Origin of the sequence: Sphingobium sp. RSMS (assembly GCF_005406185.4) — a bacterium.
Lineage (GTDB): Bacteria > Pseudomonadota > Alphaproteobacteria > Sphingomonadales > Sphingomonadaceae > Sphingobium > Sphingobium fuliginis.
Map to the genome: position 1 here is coordinate 1,985,855 of NZ_CM191257.1, position 22,342 is coordinate 2,008,196.

Consider the following 22,342-nt stretch of genomic DNA (forward strand, 5'->3'; position numbering starts at 1 on the left):
GCACCGTCCCGGAAGGATCGGCACGACGACCGATACGACCGGCGCGACCTGAAAGGAAAGACAATCTTCCTGCACGACATGCTCCCTCTGCGCGGGAGCACGCAAGTCTCTCTGTCGGATCGTGCGAAGCGGAAATCCGATGACTGCTGGTAGCATCCTCTGCATGACCCGAACAGAAGTTTTTGGAACTTGCACGACTTTCGCGCGAGACGGGAGCGGCCCCTTGTGCTACAGTTCCTTTATTGCGCGAAATTTGCCGCAAGCATTCGCCGTGACAGAGAGACCATCGTGCTCCCGCTTGCCAGCCGAGGAGCCTCGTCATGGAAGACCTGAACTATCTGCTCAAGCGCGAACAGGAAGAACTGCTGCGCGCCCGGACGGCGCACAGTCCGGAGGCCGGCCGCGTCCACGAACGGCTCGCGCAGGGATATGCGGCGCGGATCCGCCATCACCCCCATCCCTATCGTTCCAGGCGGGCGGACGGTTCGGCGCCCTTCAACCCCTTTCCCTTCAATGTGGAGGGCGGCGCGGCATGAGCAGGGTCGTCAACGTCCGCGCCACGCCGGACAGCATCAAGACGATGTGCACGAAGCACGCCTTCCGCATATCCGCGCTGGAGGAACTGGTTTCGGGCGGGGCGCGGGTCGTCCTGCTCGATCCGCGGGACGCGGACGCCTTCCGCGTCCTGATGAAGGACAGGCTGATCGAGGGCAGCGTCACGCGATCAGCGTCGCACATGGCCAGACAATGGACGCCGCCGGCACGATGGAAATAGTCATGAGCCAGTTCGATTATCTCGACCGTCGCAGAAAGGCCGAATTGAATCATGCCGATCTGGCCATCTGCCCGGTGGAGCGGACGAGGCATGAAGAGCAGGCAAGGGCCTATGCCAAGATCATCTCTGTTCTGCGCCGGGAAGAGGAAGAGGCGACATCACGCCATCGATAGCGGAATATAGCCGAATATTTGTCCCTGCATGCGCCAATATTATATGCTGGGCGAACGACAGAAGAAGAAATCCGGCGGGAAATGGGACGACTGAGCCGCTGTCAGCGCGAAGCGGCTGCCTTCCGGATGGCCGGGCCCGGCTTGGCGGCAAACCAGATATTGTGCCAGCGTTCCGTGCTGCCGATATAGGCCGGCAGGACGATCTCATCGACGTCGAAACCCGCTTCCTCCAGCCGCCCCGCAAAGCAATCGTCGGAATAGGAGGACCAGACGGACAACAGCCCGCCCGGCCGCAAGGCGTCATAGGCGGCGGAGAGTCCGGCATGCGAATAGAGCCGGTCGTTGCGCGACGTGATGAAACCGTCCGGACCGTTGTCGACATCCAGCAGGATGGCGTCGAACCGATCCGGCCCCTCCATGATGATGTCATAGACGTCGACCACCCGAACGCTGACGCGCGGGTCCGCGAGATTGTCCCTGAACAGATGCGCCAGCGGCCCCTTGGCCCACACCAGTATCTGCGGCACCAGTTCCGCGACCGTCACCAGCGCGTCGCAGGTCCAGGAACCCAGCACGGCGTCCAGCGTGAAGCCCATGCCCAGTCCCCCCACCAGGACATGACCGTCCTTCCTGTCGAGACGCTCGCTCGTCAGCGTGGCCAGCGCCATTTCCGAAACATGGTCCTGACTGCCCATCAACTCGTCGCGACCGAACTGGATGGAATATTCCTTGCCGCATTTGAGCAGGTGCAACTGGCCGCCGCCGGGAATGTCCGCGACATCCACCATTTCTATCGGCGGGCGGCCTCGGCGGGCGGCGGGGGATTGCCCCTGTCCGATGATCCCGGCCGGCCTGCCTTGCGGCTCATGGCCGGGCGGCCGCTGGCGGTGGGGCCGCTTTGGCGAGGCGTCGTTGCGATCCATGCCGTTCCTGTCGCATTTCAAGATCAATCGCGACGTAAACCAGCATGGCGTCCATTGCGCGGTGACGCCGTGCAATGCCCCGCCTGCCTTCCCTTTGCAAGGCCGCTGCGCATGCAGCCCCGAAGATCGCTGGCGGCCCGCATCGACATTCAGAAGAGGACGAGCCGAAAATGCCGGTTTTTCGTGATCCTCCAATGAGTGACGTGCATCCCCTGAATGGCGCATATTCAAGGCATGGGCAGCGCCGGATGCGCAACAGGCGCCATTTGCAGGCCATCAGGGCTGAATGTGGATACAGGCTAAATGGACGACCTGCGCGGTCGTCTATAGGGAGGAAGGAACGACATGCCCACCCATAGCCCGATGAAATCCGCCACGGCTCTGGCCATGCTTGCACTTGGCTCAACCGGAAGCGTCCATGCCGCCGAAGCGAAGCAGCGCATGGCCGTGGGCGCCGTGGTCGTGGCCCCATGCACCGTGGAGGGCCTGCGGGTGGATTGCATATCCGGCCAGCGCCCCCGGATATATATGGCCGGAAAAGCCACGACTTCGCCCGCTCCCGGCCATGGCGCGGAACCGGCGCACGCGGGGCAAGGCGCATCCCCTGCCGCCACCCGCTATATCGAGGTATCATTTTAACCTAAGCCTCGGAATAATCGGAACAACTTCGCGCCTTCCGCCGTTTCCTCCCTCGCGACGACCGGCATTGGGACAGACATGCTGCAGCCGGTCCCGCGATGCTCATGGAGTGCGCCTATAGCCAGAACAGGGCGCAGGATGCGTTACAGGAGATGCGCATGAAGCGGTATGGCAAAGGCCATCTGGCCGGGCTGCTGATATTCGGAATGGCTTTGCCGGACGCCGCGCAGGCGGCGCAGACGACGACGACATTCCCGGTGACGGCGACCGTCCTCACCGCCTGCGCCGTGACGGCGAACCCCCTCAGCTTCGGAAACTACGATCCCACATCGGCCACGCCGCTCGATGCCACGACCACGCTTTCGGTGCTGTGCACGGTCGGCACGTCCTTCACCGTCGGCCTGAACGCGGGCACGTCGAGCGGCGCCACCGTCACCAGCCGGAAGATGGTCAACGGCGCCAACCTCCTCAACTATGGCCTCTTCCGGGAGACGACGCGCACGAATAATTGGGGCAACACGCCGGGCACCGACACGCCGCCGGCCACCACCGCACCGGTGCTGCCCAGCACGCTCACCGTCTATGGCCGCATCCCGCCAAGCCAGAATGTGCCGGCGGGCGGCTATGCCGATACGGTCACCGTAACCGTCAACTACTGAAGCGCGAAAAGATGAACAGGGGATATGCAAGCGTTGCGGCAGCGGCGGCGATGCTCTTTGCGCCGCCCGTGCAGGCGGCGGGGCTCAAGGTCTTCCCGGTGCGCGTCGTGCTGACGCCGGCGGAACCGGTGCAGACGATGACGATAGAGAACAGCAGCAAGGAAAGCGCCCGCGTCCAGCTCCGCGTCTATGGCTGGCGGCAGGAAAAGGGCGAAGACGTGCTGGAGGAGACCCGCGACGTGCTCGCCAATCCCGCCCTGTTCGAGATGCGGCCCGGCGCCGTGCAGATCGCCCGCTTCGGCCTGAGGACGGGAACAGGCGCTGCGGAGAAGAGCTATCGCGTGATCCTGGAGGAGGTGCCCGGCACCCGCGCGGTTCCCGCCGGAACCGTCCAGACGCTCCTGCGGATCAGCATTCCGATCTTCGTGCCCCCGGCTCGCGGGTCGGGCAGGCTGGTCTGGCGCGCCTGGCCCAGCGGACCGCGCCAGATGACCTTCGCCATCCGCAACGAAGGCAACGCCCATGTGCAGATCAACCGCCTGATCCTGTCGCGCAAGGGCGGTCCGCAAGTGGCCCGGCAGGACATGTCGGTCTATCTGCTCCCCGGCTCCTCGCAGCAGGTCGTCCTCGACACTGCCGCATCCATCGCTTCCGGCCAGACCCTGAAACTCGACGCGATGACCGATCAGGCGGATGTCGCCGCGGAGATCGTTGCAGAGGAGCGGCCCCGTGAAGTCGCGCGCCCTTGAAGGGGCCATGGTCGCGCTCTGCCTCCTGTCCCGCCCCGCCGCCGCCCAGGCTCCCCCCGGCCATGGATCGCCGCCGGCCGCCGGGGAAGACGGCGACGGGCCCTCGCTGATGCTGGTCCGGCTTCTGGTCAACGGCCAGGCGCAGGAGGGCGAGATACTGGCCGGGCGGCGCGGCGACGCCTGGTTCCTGAAGGCCGCGGACCTCGAACGCTGGAAGATCCGCGCCGATGCCCCGCCCGTGACGATCGACGGAGAGGCGCTGGTCCCCCTCCCCTCCTTCATCACGCCCTCCTTCGATGCGGCCAGCCAGCAGCTTGACCTGACCGTACCCGCCGAACGGTTCGCGGTGCAGCGGCTTTCCGGATCGGCCGGCAGGCTGCTGCCCACAGCCGGCACCTTCGCCGCCTTCCTCAATTACGACCTGTCGGTCTCCCATCAGGACGAACTGGCCTCCTCCGCCTTCCTGGAAGCCGGCCTGTCGGACGATTGGGGCCTGTTCGCCAACAGCATGACGGTCGGGCAGAGCAGCGGCATCGGCAACGGCGTCGTGCGGCTCGACAGCTATTTCATCCGCGACGATCCCCAGGATCTCCGCCGACTGATCCTGGGCGATACCGTCACGACCAGCCCCGACTGGGGCCGCCAGATACGCTATGGCGGCGTTCGCTACGGCACGGAATTCGGACTCAGTCCCACCCTCATCACCTTTCCCACCCCCGCCTTTCTCGGCCGCACCGCCGTGCCCTCCAATGTCGAACTGCTCGTGAACAATGCCGTGCGCTTCCAGTCGGACGTCGATCAGGGGCCCTTCTCCATCGATCAGGTGCCTCTGGTGACGGGCGCGGGCGAGGTGACGCTGGTCGTGCGCGACGCCACGGGCGTCGAACGGCGCGTGCGCACGCCCTATTATGTCAGCCCCCGGCTGCTCAGCGCCGGGCTGTCCGCCTGGTCGTTCGAAGCCGGGGCGGAACGGCGCGACTATGGCATTGCCAGCTTCAGCTACGGCACCGCCTTCGCCGCGGGCAGCTACAGGCGCGGCCTGACGGACTGGCTGACCGTGGATGCCCGGGCGGAGGCGAGCGGCGACGTGCAAATGCTGGGCGGCGGCCTGTCGTTCGTCTGGCCGCTGCTCGGGGAATTCAGCCTCGCTTTGGCGGGATCGCGCGGGAGGGAGGGGAGCGGCGGCCTCTATCGCGCCTCCTTCGCGCGCATCACGCCGCGCTGGAACATCGCGCTCAGCTATCAGCGCGCGTCGGATGGCTTCGACCAGATCGGCATAGACCGCCCGGCGGACCGCATCGCGCGGCAGTTCCAGGCGTCGGCCGGGGCGTCGCTTGGCGATCTGGGCAGCATGGTCGTGACCTGGACCGACCTTGAATATGGCGACGGCAACCGGGCGAGGATCGGATCGGCCAATTACAGCGTCGGGATCGGCAGCCGCGCCTATATGAGCCTGTTCGCCCTCCGCAGCGACATGGCGGGTCGGGAACCGGAGGCGGTCGTCGGCCTTGGCCTCACCATTCCGCTGGGCACGCGGACCAGCGTCTATGCGCAGGGCGACAATCGCAACCGCCTGGCGGAAATACGGCGGACGGCGCCGCTTTCGGGCGGCTGGGGCTATCGCCTGGCGGGCAGCGAGGGCGAAAACGACCGGCAGCAGGCGGAAATGAACTGGCGCGGCTCCACGGGCGAGCTGAGCCTGGAGGCGGCCCGCTTCCGGGGCAAGACGGGCGTGAGGCTGCTCGCGAGCGGCGGGGTCATGTTCGCGGCCGGCGGCATCCATGCCTCCCGGCGGATCGAAAATGGCTTTGGCGTGGTCGAGGTGCCGGGGCAGGGCAATGTGCGCATCTATCAGGAAAACCGCCCCGTCGCGCGCACCGACCGGCGGGGCATCGCCATTGTTCCGGACCTGCGACCCTATGAGGCGAACCGGATTTCGCTGGCGCCGTCCGACCTGCCGCTGGACGTGCGGCTGCCCGACGACACGATGATCGTCGTTCCGCGGATCAGGGGAGCGGCCCATGCCCGCTTCCCGGTCGAGCAGGACCGGCCGGGCACGGTGGTCGTCGCCACCGCCGACGGCAAGCCGGTCGCAGCCGGCGCGAACGTACGCACCGACGGCGGCGAGACGCTGTTCGTCGGCTTCGGCGGAGAAATTTTCGTGCGCAATCTCCGCGAAGGGATGGTGCTGGAGATCGACACGGGCGGCGGCGTCTGCAAGGCGACCGTGACAGGCATCGCGCCGCGCGATACGCTGCCCCGCATCGGCCCCGTCGCCTGCGCGTTCCAGCGGGAGCCGGCGCCATGAGGCGGCGCGCTCAGGCCCTGACGGCCCTGCCGCTGCTGACGGCCATCCTGTTCCTGATGCAGCCAAGCCCTGCCCAGGCCGCCTGCAACGGTCTGGCCGGCTGCTCCTGCACGGTCACGGCCACCGGCATCAGCTTCGGCAACTATAATCCGCTCTCGCCCACCGCGACCGACGCGACGGGTACGATCAACGTCCATTGCGATCTTCTGGTGGCGCTGGCCGGCTCCTACACGATCGACATCAGCGCCGGCAGTTCCGGCAGCTTCGCGCCACGCACGCTGCGAAGGGGCGCCGCTGCCCTCAACTACAACCTCTACACCAACGCCGCACGCACGCAGATATGGGGCAACGGCACCGGCGGATCGGTCAACGTCACGCGCACCGTCCTGGCATTGCTGGTATTCAACGACAGCGTCACCGTCTACGGCCGCATCCCGGCGGGACAGAATGTGGCGGCCGGCGCCGGCTATCTCGACACGCTGACGGTGACCGTCACCTATTAGGGCAGCGTATACGGGCCGGCGTCAAGCTGAGCATGTAGGCGCCTTCTCCCGCCCAACGCCTTTGTCGGAGATCGACGAAGCGTGATGCACGTCACGCGCAAGATAGGAAGAGGCGCTTATTGTTCCGCCCGCGACCCGAGGAACTCAGGCTTGCCTGATTTCCAACTCAGGGCCCGGCAGCCTTCGCGCTGCTGGGCCTTTTTTTGAGAGCCATCAGCCGGTAGGTTCGACCGCGCTGGCCCACATGGTTTTTGGGGGAAGAGCTTGCTTGAGACGGAACGGCTGGCCGTTATCAGAAGCGTGTTTTCATGTGGGCAGGCAGGTGCCGAGGCTCTGGCGTCCGCCGTTCGCGACATGGTTTTTCCGCACAAGGCCGTCGTCGCGCATCAGGGCGACCTGGCCGATCATTGCTGGGTGGTCGTGGAGGGCGCCGCCCAGGCCCAGATCAACTCGGCCGATGGCCAGTTGACCTTGCTCGCTTCCCACGGGCCGGGCGAAATCTTCGGCAGCTATCCCGAACCGGCGGCGCTGCGCAGCGACATCGTCGCGCAGGGTTCGCTCCATCTCCTCTGCATCGAAACCTCGGCATTGGTGGACCTGGCGCGGCACAGCGCGGATATCGCCCATGGCCTCAGCCTGCTGTTCGCGCGGCAGTTGGACGTGATGCTGGACCGCATGGCCGCCAGGACCACTTTGACGGCGAATGGCCGGGTCTATGCCGAACTGCTGCGCCTTGCGGGCGCCTCCAACCGCATCGAGCCGCCGCCCGTGCTGTCCGCGCTGGCGCTGTCGGTGCATACCACGCGGGAGACGACATCCCGGGCCATTGCGCATCTGCTGCGGCGGGGCATCGTCAGCCGGACAGACGAGGCGCTGGAGATACTGGCGCCGCGCCTGCTCGCCGAATTGATAGCCTGAAGCCTGCCCGGACCACGCCATGCGGAGATCGGGCCTGCAAGCGCCGATTCTCCTCCCGGTCGCGGAAGCCGGATCCTCGCACATCCTGAGCAACGTCCGATGAACCGGAGCCGCTCAACATCCGTTCGCCCTCAGCTTGTCGAAGGACTCAGCGCGGACCAGAAGAGGTGATTCCCCCCAGGCTCAGGGAAACAGGCCATAAAGCGCCAGGTCGCCCGACGCCGTCCTGATGTCGCCCATCGGCTGCACATTCGCCTCCGGCGCGTGCAGGGCAAGGGCAAGGGCGGCCGACTCGCTCAACGCCACCGCCCCCTCCAGGTCCGCGGCGGCGATCATGAGCGCACGATCCCAGCGTCCGTCCTGCGTGTCGGCCAGGGCGCGGTAATCCAGCGCCAGCCGGGCCTCGGGATGGTCGCCGCGCAAAGCAGCGGCCCTGTGGGCCGCGTCGGCAAGGGAAGACAGGCCATAGGCATGCTGCCCCTCCTGCCCCACCAAGAGCGTCGCATCCCCGCCGAAGTGGAAGGGCAGGGATTCCGGAACGGCGATCAGCGCCACGACTTCCGCCTCCGGCGACAGGGCGACCTGAGCAGCGTTGCTCCGTTCCAGCGCCAGCCGATCCAGCCGCAGCCCCAGCGCTTCCCAGCCTGCCATGTCGCCTCCCCCCTCCTCGCCCCGCCCGACGATCTGCAAGGCGCGGGCGGAGGATTGCAGGCGCCTGGCCTCGCACAGGGCCAGCCCCATGGCGGCCTGCCTCGACACCTCGACGGATGCATTGCTGAGCGGTTGCCAGTCGTCCATTTCCCTGACCGACACCGCCCTTCCCATCAACGCATCGAACCGATCGGCCCATGCCGGACCGAAAGGATCGACCGACGCCGCCCGGAACAGTTCGGCCGGACAGGGCAGAACGACATGCAGCTGGCGGCCCGCCTCAATGGCCGCCTCCGCCACCAATATGTCCGCCCCGGCGGCCAGCGCCCCGATCACCATGGAAGGGGCCAATGCATCCACCGCCCCGGCAATCGTGCGGGCCGCCTGGGCGTCATCGGCTGCAAGGCCCAATATTCCCTCGAAATAGAGCGGCGAAGCCGGACGGTGGCGGTCCAGCCAGTCCGCCGGCCGTCCCGCCTCCGCCAGGATCATCGCGAACTGTCGCAGCGTGGAGGCATGGTCTTCCCACGCTTCGGGCTGATGCCCGATGGCCTGCCGCAGCATCCGTTCGGCATCCTGGGTCCGGCCCAGCAGCAGCAGCGCTTCGGCCCGCGTCGCATCGATCCAATAGGGCGTCTCGGCGGCGCGCAGCGGATCGTCGAGCAGCGTCATCACGGCATTGGCCAGCGTCACCGCCGCCTCGTGCCGCCCTGCCACATAGGCCAGCGTCGCCGCGTTGATCAACGGATAGGTCGCATGCGAAAGGGCGGAAGCACGCTCATAGGCGGTGATGGCCCGGTTCAACAATTCTTCCCGCGCCGCGCCGCTCTCGCCCGCCGCGCGGTCCTTCAGCAGGCGTCCGTAAACCGTCAGCACATCCGGGTCGTCCGATTGCGGCGACAGGCCGGCGGCATGGAATGTGGTCCAGGCCTGTTCCAACGCGCCCGCCCGGGCCAATCGCGTGATGCTGTTAAGCTGCGGCCTGATCATTTCCCGCCTTGTCCCACAAGCGCCCGTCCGCCGCCACCGGATTCGCGCGATCCTATTTCCGCGGTCCCTTGCTGACGCCGTCGGGATCGATCGCCAGGACAACCCCCGAATCGCCGCCATGTTCATAACGGCCGCGAATATAGAGATTGAAGATGAAGCCCTGCTCCTCCCCTTCCTTCAACGGTTCGCCGGTATAGCCGTTGCACATGTAGTTGCGGCAGCGCAGCGCCGGATAGCCGCCGATGTCGGTCATCTCCAGGTCGTAGAAGCTGCGGTTGGGCGCCACCGGCGCGGGCGGCGGGGGCAGCGAACTGTTTTCCTTCTTCTCCACGAACCAGATCGGATCGGTGTCCTTTCCGTCATGGAAGCTGTAGCCGGGCGCATCCAATATGATGGTGAAGAAGCACATATATTCGACGAAGGCGATGTTCTCGAACCCATAGCCCCTGAATTCGGGATATTGCGCGGGGTCGCGGGACTGCGCCATCTTCAGCAGGCGCGCCTCCGTGGCCTGCAGTCCGCGTTCGCAGATCGGCGCGAACCAGCGGCTGACATTCCACGCGCCTTCCCGCACGCGAATGGAGAGCAGGGTAACATGATCGATCTTGTCGCCGGGGCCGATGGTCCTGACACTGTTCCCGTAAGGCAGCATTCACTCCCCCTTTGCCGAAGCCCTGTCATTCGACTGTGCTATAGCATCCAGACGCCGGATCGACGTAGCCCGAAATGCCGGGTCCGCCGCGGCCGTCGGACTTGCATCATGCATGATCCGACGAGCTTGGTCGACCAGTCGGTGGACCTCCGCGCCCTGGTGGCGCGCCCTCGCCACCTCGGCTGCATCCATCAGCAGCCGCAAATGCTGCTCGAACCAGTTCTGGTTCTCCGGATCGCGCTGGCGCAGCGCCGAAGACTGGCTCCGCGCATCGCGCAGCAGCCTGACCGCCTTGGCCGTCTCACCGGTCTCGAACGCGATCCGCGCAAGCGAACGGGTCGCCACCAGAGTGTCATAGGCGATGTCGCCATTTTGCGGATCTTCCCGCCGCAAGGGTTCGAGCAGCCTCAGTTGCTCCAGCCGATGCTGCTCCGACGCCCGGAAGTCGCGGCGGTCGAAATGCACGTCGGCCAGCCGCGCATGGCGTTCGGCCACCTCCATGCGAATGTTGAGCGATCCGGGATCGGCCTGCTGCGCCCGCTGGAACCAGTAGAGCGACTTCGCATAATTCCGGATCGCATCGTCATGGTCGTTCTTCGATTCCCATTGGACCGAAGCGATGTTGCTGAGCGCATAGCCCATTTCCGTGAAGCTGCGCGCCGCCTGGGGCTGATACCGGAAAAGCTCGCGGGCCCAATGCAGATAGGCCCGATAATGCCTGAGCGCGGCGTCAGCCTGCCCGGATAGCTGATCGACCTGCCCGATCCAGAATTCGCTCTGCGCGTGGACGAAGATCCATTCGGGCCGCTGGGGATCGTCGTCCAGCAGAGCGGTGGTGGTGCGATGCGCTTCCTCGAACTTGCGCCGCGCCGCCGGCAGGCTGCCGCGCGCAATATCGTCCTCCCCCATCGCCTGAAGGATGCGCGCCCGCCTTTCCAGGCTGTCGTCCGGCAAATCGTCGAGGTCGCCCTGGTCGCGATAATAGTTCATCGCCCGGTCGTTGACGACGGTCAGGGCATCCAGGCGACCGACGCTGCGCAGACGTTCCCGCAAATCGGTCAGCATGAATTCAATGATCCCTTCTGCTTCGGCGCGTTGCCGCTCCGCTTCCCGCTGCGCTTGCAAGGCCGCAATCGACAGCGCGAGAAAAGCTAGCATGACCAGCAGCAGGGCCAGCGTGACAGCCGTCACGCGCCGGACGCGCCGCTGCGCATCGCGCTGCACCAGCCGGTCCAGGCCGATCCCGGCCAGCCCGGCAATGATCTTCAGGGTGCCCAGCCGAACGCCGTCGCCCTCCCGCCGAAGGTCGGCGGCAAGCGGTTCGCCACCGTCCCGCAACGCAGGCGGAAAGGCCTCTTCCGGTTCGCCTTCGATGATCGCGGCCAGGATCGGCCGGTCGGGATGGAGGACGCGGAACAGGCGGATTTCCTTGTCCACCCAGGGCGAAGCCGCCGCATGGGGCGAACACAGGACCACCAAAGCCGCCGATCGGGAAAGCGCCTGCTTCACCGCCTCCGACAGGTCGGCCGCGGCAGGCAATTCGTCGCGGTCGCGGAAGATCGGGCCAAGCCGCCGCCCGCCGTCGGACCGCATGGCGCCCTTGGGCAGCCGATAGGATTCCAGCCGCCGTTGCAGCCCGCGCGCGGCCCGAACGTCCCTGTGATTATAGCTCAGGAAGGCGGTGTAGGCCGCCTTCGCACTGTCTGCCCGCATCTCCACAAATCGCGCCGTCGCCCCTTCCTACGCCGGAGGTGGACTGCTTATCGCGATGTTCCACCGAAAAATCGACCGCTTTGCCGAATCGCCCGCTGCCGCAACGGCCGAATGGAGCCGCATCCCGGGCGCGACTCGCCGCGGGGGCCATGCGCGGACGCCGGAACATATCCGATAAACCGTTCATAATGGACGATGATCATCTTGCCTTCGGCACGGGAAAGGGAAACAAGGATATGGACCGGCCAGAAGCAAAGCCTCGGGTCGCAGCCGGTTCATTGCGATGACATCGTCCGGCGCCGTTGCGATGCCGGCCTTGCGCCGCCTGCCCCCATCATGAAGACCATCCACGGAAAAGCAGAAGGGCCGGCATCGCCGCCAGCCCTTCCCTTGCCGATGCCGCAGGCAATCAGCCTACGAAGGCGCGCTCAATAACATAGGCGCCCGGCGCGGCGTTGGAGCCCTCGGCAAAGCCCTGTTCCTCGAAATAGGCGCCGAACTGCTTGATCATCTCCATGCTGCCGCACATCATGATCCGGTCGGTCTCGGGATTGAACCTCGGCTCGCCTGCAATCCCTTCGAACAGCGCGCCCGTTTCCACCAGCTTGTCGATGCGGACGTTGTTGCGGAAGGGTTCGCGCGTCACGGTCGGCACATAATGGAACTGGCTGGCCGCCTGCTCCGCCACCAGCGGGTCGTCCGCCAGCTTGCCCGACAGCTCGTCATGGAAGGCAAGGTCGCTCACCCGGCGGACCGAATGCACCACCACGACCTGCTCGTAAAATTCATAGACGTCCGGATCGCGCGCCAGGCTGAGGAAGGGCGCCAGGCCCGTGCCGGTCGACAGCATGAACAGCCGCTTGCCCGGCAGCAGCGCGTCCGTGACGAGCGTGCCGGTCGGCTTACGCCCCAGATAGATCTGGTCGCCGGGCTGGATCAGTTGCAGTTTGGACGTCAGCGGCCCGTCCTGCACCTTGATCGACAGGAACTCCAGTTCCTCGTCCCAGGCGGGGCTGGCGACCGAATAGGCGCGCAGCAGCGGCTTGCCATTGTCGCCCTGCAAACCGATCATCACGAACTCGCCCGACCGGAAGCGGAAGCTGGCCGGCCGCGTGATGCGGAAACTGAACAGATGTTCGTTCCAATGCCGCACCGACAGCACGGTTTCCACTGAAAGCGCGCCGGTCGGTTCCAGCACCGGCTTTTCGATCGTCACGTCGTTCAAAACCTTTTCCCCTGCCAAATCCAGGGCGACTGTCGCGGGTAAGAGCGTCAGTTGCGTGGGCTTCGCAATAAGCTATGCAGCGCGAATGCCCCTTGGGACGTTCCAAGGCAAGGCGAAAAAAACTTGTCCGTGCGAAAGCTGGCGATCATCCGCGCGGATCAGGACCGCGGGCAAAGCGGCGGCACCGCGCGACGCGCCGGAACGCAGCAGGGAAGATTGCGCGTCTCCGGCGCATTCAGGGCGCGGTAGCTGGGCACGCAGGCCCCGTCCTGCATCCATTCACCGGACAGAAATTGGCTCTGCGCCTGCGCGTTGCTGCTCAATATCGCTGCAATGGCGGCGCTGCCGCGCAGCATATCCCCCATCATCATGATTTTCCCCTGCTCCCGGAGCGCCGACACGCCCGTCCCGCAGCAAGCTCATAATCGCTTATCTATCCAAAAGCATACCCAATCCGGGGTATGTCCGGCCATTTCCGCAAAATCCGTCATCCCAGCGCGCGCCGGGACGGCGGATCAGCCGAAAAGACCTTTGGCCAGCCCGCCCAGTTCGTTGAGCGGATTGCCGTCGCCATCCCGGTCGAACAGGCCGCCGATCTTCGCCAATATGGCTTCCGGGCCGCCGAAATGGGCGAACAGCTCCTGCAACTTGTCCGCCGACACGCCATGTTCGGCGGCCGTGGTCGCCAGCGCGGCGACATCGGTCTCGCCCGAAGCGATCTTGCCGCCGATTTCGCTCATCAAGGCCTGCATCTGGTCGGGCTGAAGGCCGATCTTCGCGGCAACCGCCTCCAGGCCACCCATATTGCCCAGCAAATCGTCGAACAGTGCCATAGCTCATATCCCGCTGAAGTTTGATGCAGGATAGCATTCCGTCCCGCCGACGGGAAGCGAAAGAGGCCGGAAGATCGCTCCCCGGCCCCTGTCGTTACGAAATGCGGGCCTGTCAGGCCGCCGTCAGCGCCGCGTCGCGCACCGACGCATCGACATGATCCTCGAACTGGGCGAAATTGTCGACGAACTGCTTGACCAGCTTGCCGGCGGTTTCGTCATAGGCCGCCTTGTCGGGCCAGGTCGCGCGCGGATCGAGTATGGTCGAATCCACGCCCGGAACCGCAACCGGCACCTGGAAGCCGAAATTGGGATCGGTGCGGAATTCGGCGTTGTTGAGGCTGCCGTCGAGCGCCGCGTTCAGCAGGGCCCGCGTCACCTTGATCGGCATGCGCTTGCCGACGCCATATTTGCCCCCGGTCCAGCCGGTGTTGACCAGCCAGCAGGTCACGCCGCCCTTGTTGATCCGTTCCTTCAGCAGGTTGCCGTAAACGGAAGGGTGACGCGGCATGAACGGCGCGCCGAAGCAGGTGGAGAAGGTCGCGGACGGCTCCGTCACGCCGATCTCCGTCCCGGCGACGCGCGCGGTATAGCCCGAAAGGAAATGATACATGGCCTGGTCCGGCGTCAGCCGCGCGATCGGCGGCAAAACCCCGTAAGCATCGGCGGTCAGGAAGATGATGTTTTTCGGCACCGGCCCCAGATTCTTCTCCGACGCATTCGGGATGAAGTCGATCGGGTAGGAACCCCGGCTGTTCTCGGCCAGGCTGTTGTCGTCCAGGTCGATCTCGCGGGTTTCCTCGTCGATCACGACATTTTCCAGCACCGTGCCGAACCGCTTGGTGGTGGCGAAGATCTCCGGCTCGGCCTCGGCCGACAGGTTGATCATCTTGGCGTAGCAGCCGCCCTCGAAATTGAAGACGGCGGTGTCCGACCAGCCATGCTCGTCATCCCCGATCAGCGTGCGGCTGGCATCGGCCGACAGGGTGGTCTTGCCCGTGCCCGACAGGCCGAAGAAGACCGCCGTGTCGCCGTTCGGACCGATATTGGCCGAACAGTGCATCGGCATCACGCCCCGCGTCGGCAGCAGATAGTTGAGGATGCCGAAGACCGACTTCTTCATCTCTCCGGCATAGCGGGTGCCGCCGATCAGGATCAGCTTCTCGGTGAAGTTGACCGCGATCACCGTCTCGCTGCGGGTGCCGTGACGGACCGGATCGGCCTGGAAGGTGGGCAGGTCGATGATCGTATATTCAGGCGCGAAATCCGCCAGCTCCTCCGCGCCCGGACGGACCAGCAGCGTGCGGATGAAGAGGTTATGCCAGGCGAATTCGTTGATGATCCGCACGTTGACGCGATGCTCAGGCTGCGATCCGCCGAACAGATCGGCAATGTACAGCTTGTCCTTCTGCCCCAGGGCGGCGAAGAAATCGGCCTTCAGCGCGGCGAAATGCTCCGGCGTCATGGGCACGTTGGTCTTGCCCCACCAGACGGTGGATTCGGTTTCCGCGTCCCTGACGATGAACTTGTCGCTTGCCGACCGCCCGGTATGCTTGCCGGTCTTGACCACCAGCGGGCCGTCCTTGGCCAATATGCCCTCGCCATTGGCAAGCGCGGCTTCGACCAGCGGCGCGGTGCCCAGATTCCAATATTGATCGGCGCTGGTGGAAATGCCCTGCCGATCGAGGGTGAAAGAGGATTTGGCCTGCACGCCTTTACTCCTGAATATCATTATGTCCGGCCGCCATCTTATCATGTTCACGGCCGGTCCGCCTCTCAACGCCGCGATCTTCGCCGCTTGGCGCCATCTGCTGCAGACCTAGCGGGCATAAGCCTTTGCAGAAGATGCGTCAAACCCCGGGAAACCCCGCATCCCCGGCATTTATCCCGAATTCCCATGGCTACACCGCATAACCCGCCCGCCCGGCCTTCCTTGCAGGGGAAGCCGCCTTCGTCTAACGCAGGGGCATTCCCATTGCCGACGATTTTCGGGGCGCAGCATGACCGCAACCATCGCTCTGGTGGACGATGACAAGAATATCCTGACCTCCGTCTCCATCGCGTTGCAGACGGAAGGGTTCCTGACGCGCCTCTATTCGGACCCGGAGGCGGCGCTGAAGGCGCTGATAGAAAATCCCGCAGACCTGGCCGTGTTCGACATCAAGATGCCGCGCATGGACGGGCTGGAACTGCTGCGGCGGCTGCGGGAAAAGAGCCATATGCCGGTCATCTTCCTGACGTCCAAGGCCGACGAACTGGACGAGGCGCTGGGCCTCGCCATGGGCGCGGACGATTATATCAGCAAGCCTTTCTCCCAGCGGCTGCTGATCGCCCGCATTCGCGCGATCCTGCGCCGGGCGGAGGCGAGCAAGGTGGATGCCGCGCCCGACGAGCCGGTGGCCGAACCGATCGTGCGCGGCCGGCTGGAAATGGACCCTGCCCGCCACCGGGTCAAATGGATGGGCCGGGACGTGACGCTGACCGTGACCGAATTCCTGATCCTGGAAACGCTCGCCGCGCGCCCCGGCGTGGTCAAGAACCGCAACCAGCTGATGGATGCCGCCTATCAGGACGACGTCTATGTCGACGACCGCACCATCGACAGCCACATCAAGCGCCTTCGCCGCAAGTTCCGCGAAGTCGACCCCGAATTCAACGCAATCGACACCCTCTATGGCGCCGGCTATCGTTTCTCCGAAGAAGCATGACGCGGGCGCAAGGTGGAGCTGGTCCGGCCGGATCAGCCTGACCCCGCGCATCCTGGCGGTCAATGTGTTCGCGCTGGCGCTGCTGGCGGGCGGCTTCTTCTATCTGGACAGCTACCGCACGCGCATCGTCGACGACCGGCTGGAGCAGTCGGCGCGCGAATTGAAGCTGCTGGCCATTGGCCTTGAAAATGCGCCGGCTGACCGGCAGGACGCGCTGATCGCCGCCTATGCGCGGCAGACCGGCGACCGCGTGCGCCGCTATGACGCGCAGGGACGGCTGATCGCCGACAGCTTCGCCATGAACGCGCCGCGCTATCGCCTGCGCCTGCCCGCCGAGGAGGAATGGCAGCGCCATGTCGCCCGCTTCCTCGACAAGGTGATAGACCGCATCGTGTCCGCCGACCGCCCGCCCAATTTCGAGGAGCCGGCAGTCGACCGGGCACAGGCATGGCCCGAAATGGTGGTGGCGCGCAAAAGCGGCCGCACCCAGGCGGTGAACCGCTATGCCCCCGACCGCACCTTCATGATCTCCGCGGCGGTCAATGTGAAGGACGGCACCGGCCTGCTGGCGACGGAAAATGCCCGCGACATCACGCGCACCGTCCGCGCGGAGCGTTTCCGCCTGGGCATGGTGCTGGCGGCGGCGGTGCTGGCTTCCGTCCTGCTCTCCCTGTTCCTGGCCCGGACCATCGTGCAGCCGCTGCAACGCCTCGCCCGCGCGGCGGTGCGCGTGCGGCTGGGGCGGGCGCGCGAAGTCACGGTGCCACGCCTGCCCGACCGGCGGGACGAGATCGGCATGCTGGCCCGCGCCCTGTCCGACATGAGCCATGCGCTGCGCCAGCGGATCGACGCGACCGACGCCTTCGCCGCCGATGTCAGCCATGAGCTGAAGAACCCCATCGCCTCCCTGCGTTCAGCCCTGGACGCGCTGGATCGGGTGGACAAGCCGGAACTGCGCGCCCAGCTGATGGCGATCGCGCAGGACGATGTGCGCCGGCTCGACCGGCTGGTGACGGACATTGCCGAAGCCTCGCGCATCGACGCGCAGCTTTCCCGCACCCGGTTCGAGCCGATCGATCTCGGCCTGTTGATCGAGAAGATGGTGGTCGCCCGCGAAGCCCGCGGCGTGCCCCGCGGCGTGCGCCTCGCCTTCGCCCGGCCACGCAGGAATGTCGCGGTTGCGCTGGGCGAGGAGCAGCGGATCATCCGCGTGCTCGACAACCTCATCGACAATGCGATCTCCTTCTCCCCCGATGACGGGCTGGTCCAGATCGTCGCCACCGTGGCGGACAATGAAGTGCTGGTCAGCGTGGAGGATGAGGGTCCGGGCGTCCCGCAATCCGAACGCGAACATGTCTTCCGCCGGTTCCACAGCGTCCGCCCGGAAAATGAGGCGTTCGGCAAGCATTCGGGCCTTGGCCTCGCCATCGCCCGCTCCATCGTGGAGGGGCATCAGGGCAAGATCAGCATCGCGGACCGCCAGGACGCGCAAAGCGGCGCCTGCTTCATCGTGCGCCTGCCCATGGCGGTCGAACGCGATCCGGGCATCGTTTCGGAATAAGCCGGAACGGGGGAGGCGCAGATACTCCCCCTCCCATGGGCGGGAGGAGGCCGGGATTTTAAGCTGCCGCCCTCCAGGCCCGCTGCGCCGCGCCGACCGTCTGCGGGGAATGGCCTGAATTTGCCCCTCCCCCACACCCCCACTGCACCATAATGAGAAACGCCCCGGTTAATTCGATTTCCACCAGCGCCAACAGGAGCTAATATGACGTCAAAGCGATAAGGCGATATGGCGTCGACACATTCTTCCGAAACCCTGCATGCGACCAGCGTGGCGATTGACGGCCGGGCCGTGCTGCTCTGCGGCCCCAGCGGCATGGGCAAGTCCGACCTGGCGCTGCGCCTGATCGATCGCGGCGCCGTGCTGGTGAGCGACGACTATACCCGCCTGCTGGAGATCGAAGGGCGCCTGTTCGCCCGCGCGCCCGACCGGATCGTCGGCATGATGGAGGTGCGCGGCCTGGGGCTGGTCGACATGCCCCATGCGGACAACGCCCCGGTCGCGCTGGCGGTCGACCTCAGCGACGACGTGGAGCGAATGCCGCCGGAAACCGCGCAACGGTCCATCGCCGGGGTCGCAATCCCCGTGGTCCGGCTCGCCCCGTTCGAAGCATCCGCCCCGATCAAGGTGGAACTCGCCGTCCGGACCCTGGGCCTCGGGAGCATGGACCCGTTGTGAGCCTGGAAACGCCGAAGACCATCCTGCTCGTGTCCGGCCTGTCAGGCGCGGGCAAGACGACCGCGCTCAAGACGCTGGAGGATATGGGCTGGGAAGTGGTCGACAACCTGCCGCTGGTGCTGCTCGACCGCCTGCTCGACACCCCCCTGCCGGAGGGGCATGAGGAAGGGACGGACCGTCCTCTGGCGCTGGGCATCGACGCGCGCACCCGCGGCTTCGACGCCGCCGCCATCGTCCAGCGGATCAAGGCCCTGCGCGCTCGCCACGGCCATGATGTGGAAACGCTGTTCCTCGACTGCTCCGGCGAGGAGCTGGAGCGTCGTTTCGCGGAAACCCGCCGCCGCCATCCGCTGGCCACCGACCGCCCCGCCCGCCATGGCATCGCCCGCGAACGGGAACTGACCGAACCGCTGCGCCGCTGGGCCAATCAGGTGATCGACACCAGCAGCCTCACCAGCAACGGCCTGCAACAGGAAATCCGCAACCGCTTCTCGCGCGAGGGGCTGTCGGACCCGGTGCTGACCATTATGTCCTTCGGCTATTCGCGCGGCGTGCCGCTCAACGCCGATCTGGTGTTCGACATGCGCTTCCTGCGCAATCCCCATTGGGAGGAGGCGCTGCGGCCGAAGACCGGGCTCGACCCCGCTGTCGCCGCCTATATCATGGAAGATCCCGCCTATGATGAGGCGGTCGGGCGCATCGAACACTTGCTGGCCCTGCTGCTGCCCCGCTATGCGGAGGGCGGAAAAAGCTACATTACCGTGGCCTTTGGCTGTACGGGCGGCCGCCATCGGTCGGTCCATGTGGCCGAACGCGTCGCCAGATACTTGCAAGATGCGGGCTTTTCGCCCACGGTCTCGCACCGCAATATGGAATCAGCGCCCCAGGACGCCCTGGAGAAGCGCAGACCGGGAGGCCCGAAAGCGTAATCCATGAAGAACAGGTGGGCCACGTAAGCAAGATGATTGGACTGGTACTCGTCACCCATGGGGCGCTGGCGACGGAATTCGTCGTCGCGATGGAGCATGTGGTCGGTCCGCAGCAGCAGATCGAGACCATCTGCATCGGGCCTGAGGACGATATGGAGATGCGCCGCGCCGACATCGCCAATGCGGTGGCGCGCGTCAACGACGGGTCCGGGGTGATCCTGCTGACCGACCTGTTCGGCGGCACCCCCTCCAACCTCGCCATCTCCCTGCTGAAGGCGGGCGAGATAGAGGTGATCGCGGGCATCAACCTGCCCATGCTGATCCGCCTGGAAAGCGCGCGCAAGGTCATGGACGTGCGCCAGGCCGTCGCCGCCGCGCGGGAAGCGGGTCAGAAATATATCAGCGTTGCATCGGAACTGTTGGGCAGCACCACATGAGCGAAATCAGCCAGGAAGTCAGGATCAGCAACCGCCGGGGCCTCCACGCCCGCGCCAGCGCGAAATTCGTGACCCTGGCCAGCGGCCTTCCCGCGCAGATCACCGTGCGCAAGGACGGCAGCGAAGTCACCGGAACCTCCATCATGGGCCTGATGATGCTGGGCGCGGCGATGGGGGACAGCATCGTCATCAGCGCCACCGGTCCCGAGGCAGCCGATTCGCTGGGCAAGCTGGTGACGCTGGTCGAGGATAAATTTGGCGAGGAATAAGGCCGGTCGAGCCTGCTAAGCCTTTGTCAAACATCGGCAAGCGACTATCACAGGATAATATCGAACGGGAATCGCGGGGCGCAGGAAGGGCGCGCCGCCGGTTGAGGATAGTTGGCAATGCTCGATCCAAAGCTGATGGACGAACCGGCGCGTCTCGCCGCGCTGAACCGGTACGAAGTTCTGGATACGCCAAGGGAATCCTCCTTCGACCGCATCACCGATCTGGTCCGCAGCATCCTGGGCGTGCCGATTTCGGCCGTCTCGCTGGTCGATACCGATCGGCAGTGGTTCAAGTCGCTGGCCGGCCTCGACGAAAGCGAAACCGCCCGCGACATCGCCTTTTGCGACCACACCATCCGCCAGCGGGCGCCGATGGTCATTACCGACGCCAAGGAGGATGCCCGCTTCCGCGACAATCCGCTGGTGACGGGCGATCCCAACATCCGCAGCTATGCCGGCATCCCGCTGGAAACGCCGGACGGCTATAATATCGGTTCGCTCTGCGCGATCGACACCGTGCCGCGCGAATTCGACCCGGCGCAGATCGCCATCCTCAAGAACCTCGCCGCGCTGGTGGTTGAGCAGCTCGAACTGCGCCGCATCGCGGAGCGCGATCATCTGACCGGCGCGCTCAGCCGCCGGGCCTTTCTCACCGAAATGAACCGCGCCATCGCCCTGTTCGAACGGCATGAGCGGCCCTCCAGCCTGCTGCTGTTCGACATCGACCATTTCAAGCATATCAACGACACCTACGGTCATCCCGCTGGCGACCAGGTGATCCGCGGCATCGCCCGGCTCTGCGCCGGCCTGCAACGCCCCAGCGATTCGCTCGGGCGGCTGGGCGGCGAGGAATTCGGCATATTGCTGCCCGAAACGGCGGAGGACGATGCCGCAAGGGCGGCGCAGCGCTTCTGCGACGCGATCGCCGCTGCGGAAATGCCCGGCACGCCGCCGCTGCGCGCCACCGTCAGCTTCGGCGTGGCGGAACTGCGCGGCGACTGGCCGACAGGCGAAAGCTGGCTGGCGGTCGCGGACATGGCGCTCTACGAAGCCAAGCGCTCCGGCCGCAACCGCGTCGCCGTCGCCCGGCACGGCGCCTCCCAGGCGACCTGAGATAGGGGATCCGGTTTAACGCCTGCCGGCAGCAAGGCCAAATCCCCACCCTGCCAAGCCCCCTACCCTTTTCCCCTCTCCCCCTATAGAGAGGCCGTTTCGGCGGACCTGCAAAAAGGGCAAGAGACAGCATCGTGGCGCGAGAAATCACCGGATTTTCCAACCCGCTGGTGAAGCGCGTCCGTTCCCTGCGGGAGAAGAAGTTCCGCAAGGCGGAGGGACTCTTCCTGGCCGAAGGGCTGCGCATCCTGACCGAAGCGCGCGAGGAAGGCGTGCTGCCCGAAATGCTGTTCCACGCCGGTTCCACCCACCCCCTCGCCGCCGATCTGATCGCGGCGATGGAGGCGGCGGGCGGCGACGTGATAGAGACGACGCCCGACATCCTCTCCAAGATCAGCGGCAAGGATAATCCGCAGGCGGTGGTCGGCGTCTATCGCGACCGCTTGACCCCGCTGGCGAAGCTCGACCGGAGCAGGGCCGACATCTGGATCGTCGCCCAGTCGCTGCGCGATCCCGGCAATCTGGGCACGATCCTGCGCACTGGCGATGCGGTCGGCGCGGGCGGTCTGATCCTGATCGACGATTGCGTCGACCCCTTCTCCGTCGAATCCGTGCGGGCCAGCATGGGCGCCCTTTTCACCCAAAGCATCACCCAGGCGCGCTGGGGCGAGTTCATGCACTGGCTGCGCCAGGGGCCGGGCGAGCTGATCGGCACCAGCCTGAAGGCCACGCACGACTATCAGGAACCTCGCTACCAGAGCCCCAGCTTCCTGCTGGTCGGCAACGAGGCGCAGGGCCTGCCCGAAAGCTATGAAGCCGAATGCGACCTGCTGGTGAAGATGCCGATGCTGGGCAAGGCCGACAGCCTGAACGCGGCGGTCGCCTGCGCGGTGATGGCCTATGAATTGCTGAACCAGAAGCGGGCGGGGAAATGACGAC

The 22,342-nt window shown here is 65.8% G+C and carries 25 protein-coding genes; 17 read left to right on the top strand and 8 right to left on the bottom strand.

The genetic code is table 11. From position 1 onward, the window contains the following. Window positions 1-320 precede the first annotated feature (320 nt). From EGM87_RS09455 to EGM87_RS09465, 3 genes are read left to right on the top strand one after another with little or no spacing between them, the layout of a single operon-like run. Window positions 321-536 (top strand): hypothetical protein, encoded by a 216-nt coding sequence (locus tag EGM87_RS09455; RefSeq protein ID WP_044662696.1) that lies wholly within the window; start codon window positions 321-323, stop codon window positions 534-536. After that, window positions 533-775: a hypothetical protein gene (locus EGM87_RS09460; protein ID WP_025547548.1), complete on the top strand. Its 243-nt coding sequence runs from the start codon at window positions 533-535 to the stop codon at window positions 773-775. Before EGM87_RS09455 ends, EGM87_RS09460 begins: the two co-directional genes overlap by 4 nt. A gap of 2 nt (window positions 776-777) precedes the next feature. Next, window positions 778-948, top strand: a complete 171-nt coding sequence (locus tag EGM87_RS09465; RefSeq protein ID WP_162195972.1) for a hypothetical protein — start codon at window positions 778-780, stop codon at window positions 946-948. Window positions 949-1,049: 101 nt separating this feature from the next. Here EGM87_RS09465 and EGM87_RS09470 read toward each other — a convergent pair whose 3' ends face one another. Continuing rightward, window positions 1,050-1,736, bottom strand: coding sequence for a spermidine synthase family protein (locus tag EGM87_RS09470; protein WP_371873077.1), 687 nt, complete (start codon window positions 1,734-1,736; stop codon window positions 1,050-1,052). Between the two features lie 480 nt (window positions 1,737-2,216). Between EGM87_RS09470 and EGM87_RS09475 the strand changes: the two genes are divergently transcribed. From EGM87_RS09475 to EGM87_RS09500, 6 genes are all read left to right on the top strand, one after another. Next, window positions 2,217-2,510, top strand: a complete 294-nt coding sequence (locus EGM87_RS09475) for a hypothetical protein (protein ID WP_128830691.1) — start codon at window positions 2,217-2,219, stop codon at window positions 2,508-2,510. A gap of 158 nt (window positions 2,511-2,668) precedes the next feature. Beyond that, the gene (locus EGM87_RS09480; protein WP_082166166.1) at window positions 2,669-3,169 is read left to right on the top strand and encodes a Csu type fimbrial protein; all 501 of its coding nucleotides are present in this window, start codon (window positions 2,669-2,671) and stop codon (window positions 3,167-3,169) included. Window positions 3,170-3,180: 11 nt separating this feature from the next. After that, window positions 3,181-3,918 (top strand): fimbrial biogenesis chaperone, encoded by a 738-nt coding sequence (locus EGM87_RS09485; protein WP_044662698.1) that lies wholly within the window; start codon window positions 3,181-3,183, stop codon window positions 3,916-3,918. Continuing rightward, on the top strand, window positions 3,899-6,226 hold the full coding sequence (locus tag EGM87_RS09490) for a fimbria/pilus outer membrane usher protein (RefSeq protein WP_229742411.1): 2,328 nt from the start codon (window positions 3,899-3,901) through the stop codon (window positions 6,224-6,226). The genes EGM87_RS09485 and EGM87_RS09490 overlap by 20 nt, the downstream gene beginning before the upstream one ends. Then, window positions 6,223-6,729, top strand: a complete 507-nt coding sequence (locus tag EGM87_RS09495) for a Csu type fimbrial protein (RefSeq protein ID WP_044662699.1) — start codon at window positions 6,223-6,225, stop codon at window positions 6,727-6,729. Before EGM87_RS09490 ends, EGM87_RS09495 begins: the two co-directional genes overlap by 4 nt. A 354-nt stretch (window positions 6,730-7,083) precedes the next feature. Continuing rightward, the gene (locus tag EGM87_RS09500) at window positions 7,084-7,647 is read left to right on the top strand and encodes a Crp/Fnr family transcriptional regulator (RefSeq protein ID WP_082718732.1); all 564 of its coding nucleotides are present in this window, start codon (window positions 7,084-7,086) and stop codon (window positions 7,645-7,647) included. A 183-nt stretch (window positions 7,648-7,830) separates the two neighbouring features. Here EGM87_RS09500 and EGM87_RS09505 read toward each other — a convergent pair whose 3' ends face one another. The 7 genes from EGM87_RS09505 to EGM87_RS09535 all read right to left on the bottom strand — a co-directional run bounded on the left by EGM87_RS09505 (window position 7,831) and on the right by EGM87_RS09535 (window position 15,419). After that, window positions 7,831-9,288 (bottom strand): TRAFs-binding domain-containing protein, encoded by a 1,458-nt coding sequence (locus tag EGM87_RS09505; RefSeq protein ID WP_052628244.1) that lies wholly within the window; start codon window positions 9,286-9,288, stop codon window positions 7,831-7,833. Window positions 9,289-9,340: 52 nt separating this feature from the next. Beyond that, window positions 9,341-9,940: a hypothetical protein gene (locus tag EGM87_RS09510; protein ID WP_044662700.1), complete on the bottom strand. Its 600-nt coding sequence runs from the start codon at window positions 9,938-9,940 to the stop codon at window positions 9,341-9,343. Continuing rightward, window positions 9,941-11,653, bottom strand: a complete 1,713-nt coding sequence (locus EGM87_RS09515; protein WP_052628245.1) for a toll/interleukin-1 receptor domain-containing protein — start codon at window positions 11,651-11,653, stop codon at window positions 9,941-9,943. A gap of 409 nt (window positions 11,654-12,062) precedes the next feature. After that, window positions 12,063-12,878 (bottom strand): ferredoxin--NADP reductase, encoded by an 816-nt coding sequence (locus EGM87_RS09520; RefSeq protein ID WP_044662701.1) that lies wholly within the window; start codon window positions 12,876-12,878, stop codon window positions 12,063-12,065. 158 nt (window positions 12,879-13,036) lie between these two features. Next, window positions 13,037-13,249, bottom strand: a complete 213-nt coding sequence (locus EGM87_RS09525) for a hypothetical protein (protein ID WP_226870181.1) — start codon at window positions 13,247-13,249, stop codon at window positions 13,037-13,039. A gap of 144 nt (window positions 13,250-13,393) precedes the next feature. Continuing rightward, entirely contained in the window at window positions 13,394-13,711 is a 318-nt protein-coding gene (locus EGM87_RS09530) for a hypothetical protein (protein ID WP_025547568.1), read from the bottom strand. Window positions 13,712-13,823: 112 nt separating this feature from the next. Beyond that, window positions 13,824-15,419 (bottom strand): phosphoenolpyruvate carboxykinase, encoded by a 1,596-nt coding sequence (locus EGM87_RS09535; RefSeq protein WP_044663208.1) that lies wholly within the window; start codon window positions 15,417-15,419, stop codon window positions 13,824-13,826. A 289-nt stretch (window positions 15,420-15,708) separates the two neighbouring features. Between EGM87_RS09535 and EGM87_RS09540 the strand changes: the two genes are divergently transcribed. From EGM87_RS09540 to EGM87_RS09575, 8 genes are all read left to right on the top strand, one after another. After that, window positions 15,709-16,416: a response regulator transcription factor gene (locus EGM87_RS09540; protein WP_044662702.1), complete on the top strand. Its 708-nt coding sequence runs from the start codon at window positions 15,709-15,711 to the stop codon at window positions 16,414-16,416. Continuing rightward, entirely contained in the window at window positions 16,382-17,977 is a 1,596-nt protein-coding gene (locus EGM87_RS09545; RefSeq protein WP_044662703.1) for a stimulus-sensing domain-containing protein, read from the top strand. Before EGM87_RS09540 ends, EGM87_RS09545 begins: the two co-directional genes overlap by 35 nt. Window positions 17,978-18,205: 228 nt before the next feature. Next, window positions 18,206-18,655 (top strand): HPr kinase/phosphorylase, encoded by a 450-nt coding sequence (locus EGM87_RS09550; protein WP_025547576.1) that lies wholly within the window; start codon window positions 18,206-18,208, stop codon window positions 18,653-18,655. Then, window positions 18,652-19,584 carry an RNase adapter RapZ gene (gene rapZ / locus EGM87_RS09555; protein WP_044662704.1) on the top strand — a complete coding sequence of 311 codons (933 nt, stop codon included), beginning with the start codon at window positions 18,652-18,654 and terminating at the stop codon, window positions 19,582-19,584. Before EGM87_RS09550 ends, rapZ begins: the two co-directional genes overlap by 4 nt. Window positions 19,585-19,616: 32 nt before the next feature. After that, window positions 19,617-20,021 (top strand): PTS sugar transporter subunit IIA, encoded by a 405-nt coding sequence (locus EGM87_RS09560; protein WP_025547579.1) that lies wholly within the window; start codon window positions 19,617-19,619, stop codon window positions 20,019-20,021. Further along, window positions 20,018-20,290 carry an HPr family phosphocarrier protein gene (locus EGM87_RS09565; protein WP_025547580.1) on the top strand — a complete coding sequence of 91 codons (273 nt, stop codon included), beginning with the start codon at window positions 20,018-20,020 and terminating at the stop codon, window positions 20,288-20,290. Before EGM87_RS09560 ends, EGM87_RS09565 begins: the two co-directional genes overlap by 4 nt. A 117-nt stretch (window positions 20,291-20,407) precedes the next feature. After that, the gene (locus tag EGM87_RS09570) at window positions 20,408-21,403 is read left to right on the top strand and encodes a sensor domain-containing diguanylate cyclase (protein WP_044662705.1); all 996 of its coding nucleotides are present in this window, start codon (window positions 20,408-20,410) and stop codon (window positions 21,401-21,403) included. Window positions 21,404-21,537: 134 nt separating this feature from the next. Then, window positions 21,538-22,338 carry a TrmH family RNA methyltransferase gene (locus EGM87_RS09575; protein WP_044662706.1) on the top strand — a complete coding sequence of 267 codons (801 nt, stop codon included), beginning with the start codon at window positions 21,538-21,540 and terminating at the stop codon, window positions 22,336-22,338. The last annotated feature ends 4 nt before the right edge of the window (window positions 22,339-22,342 follow it).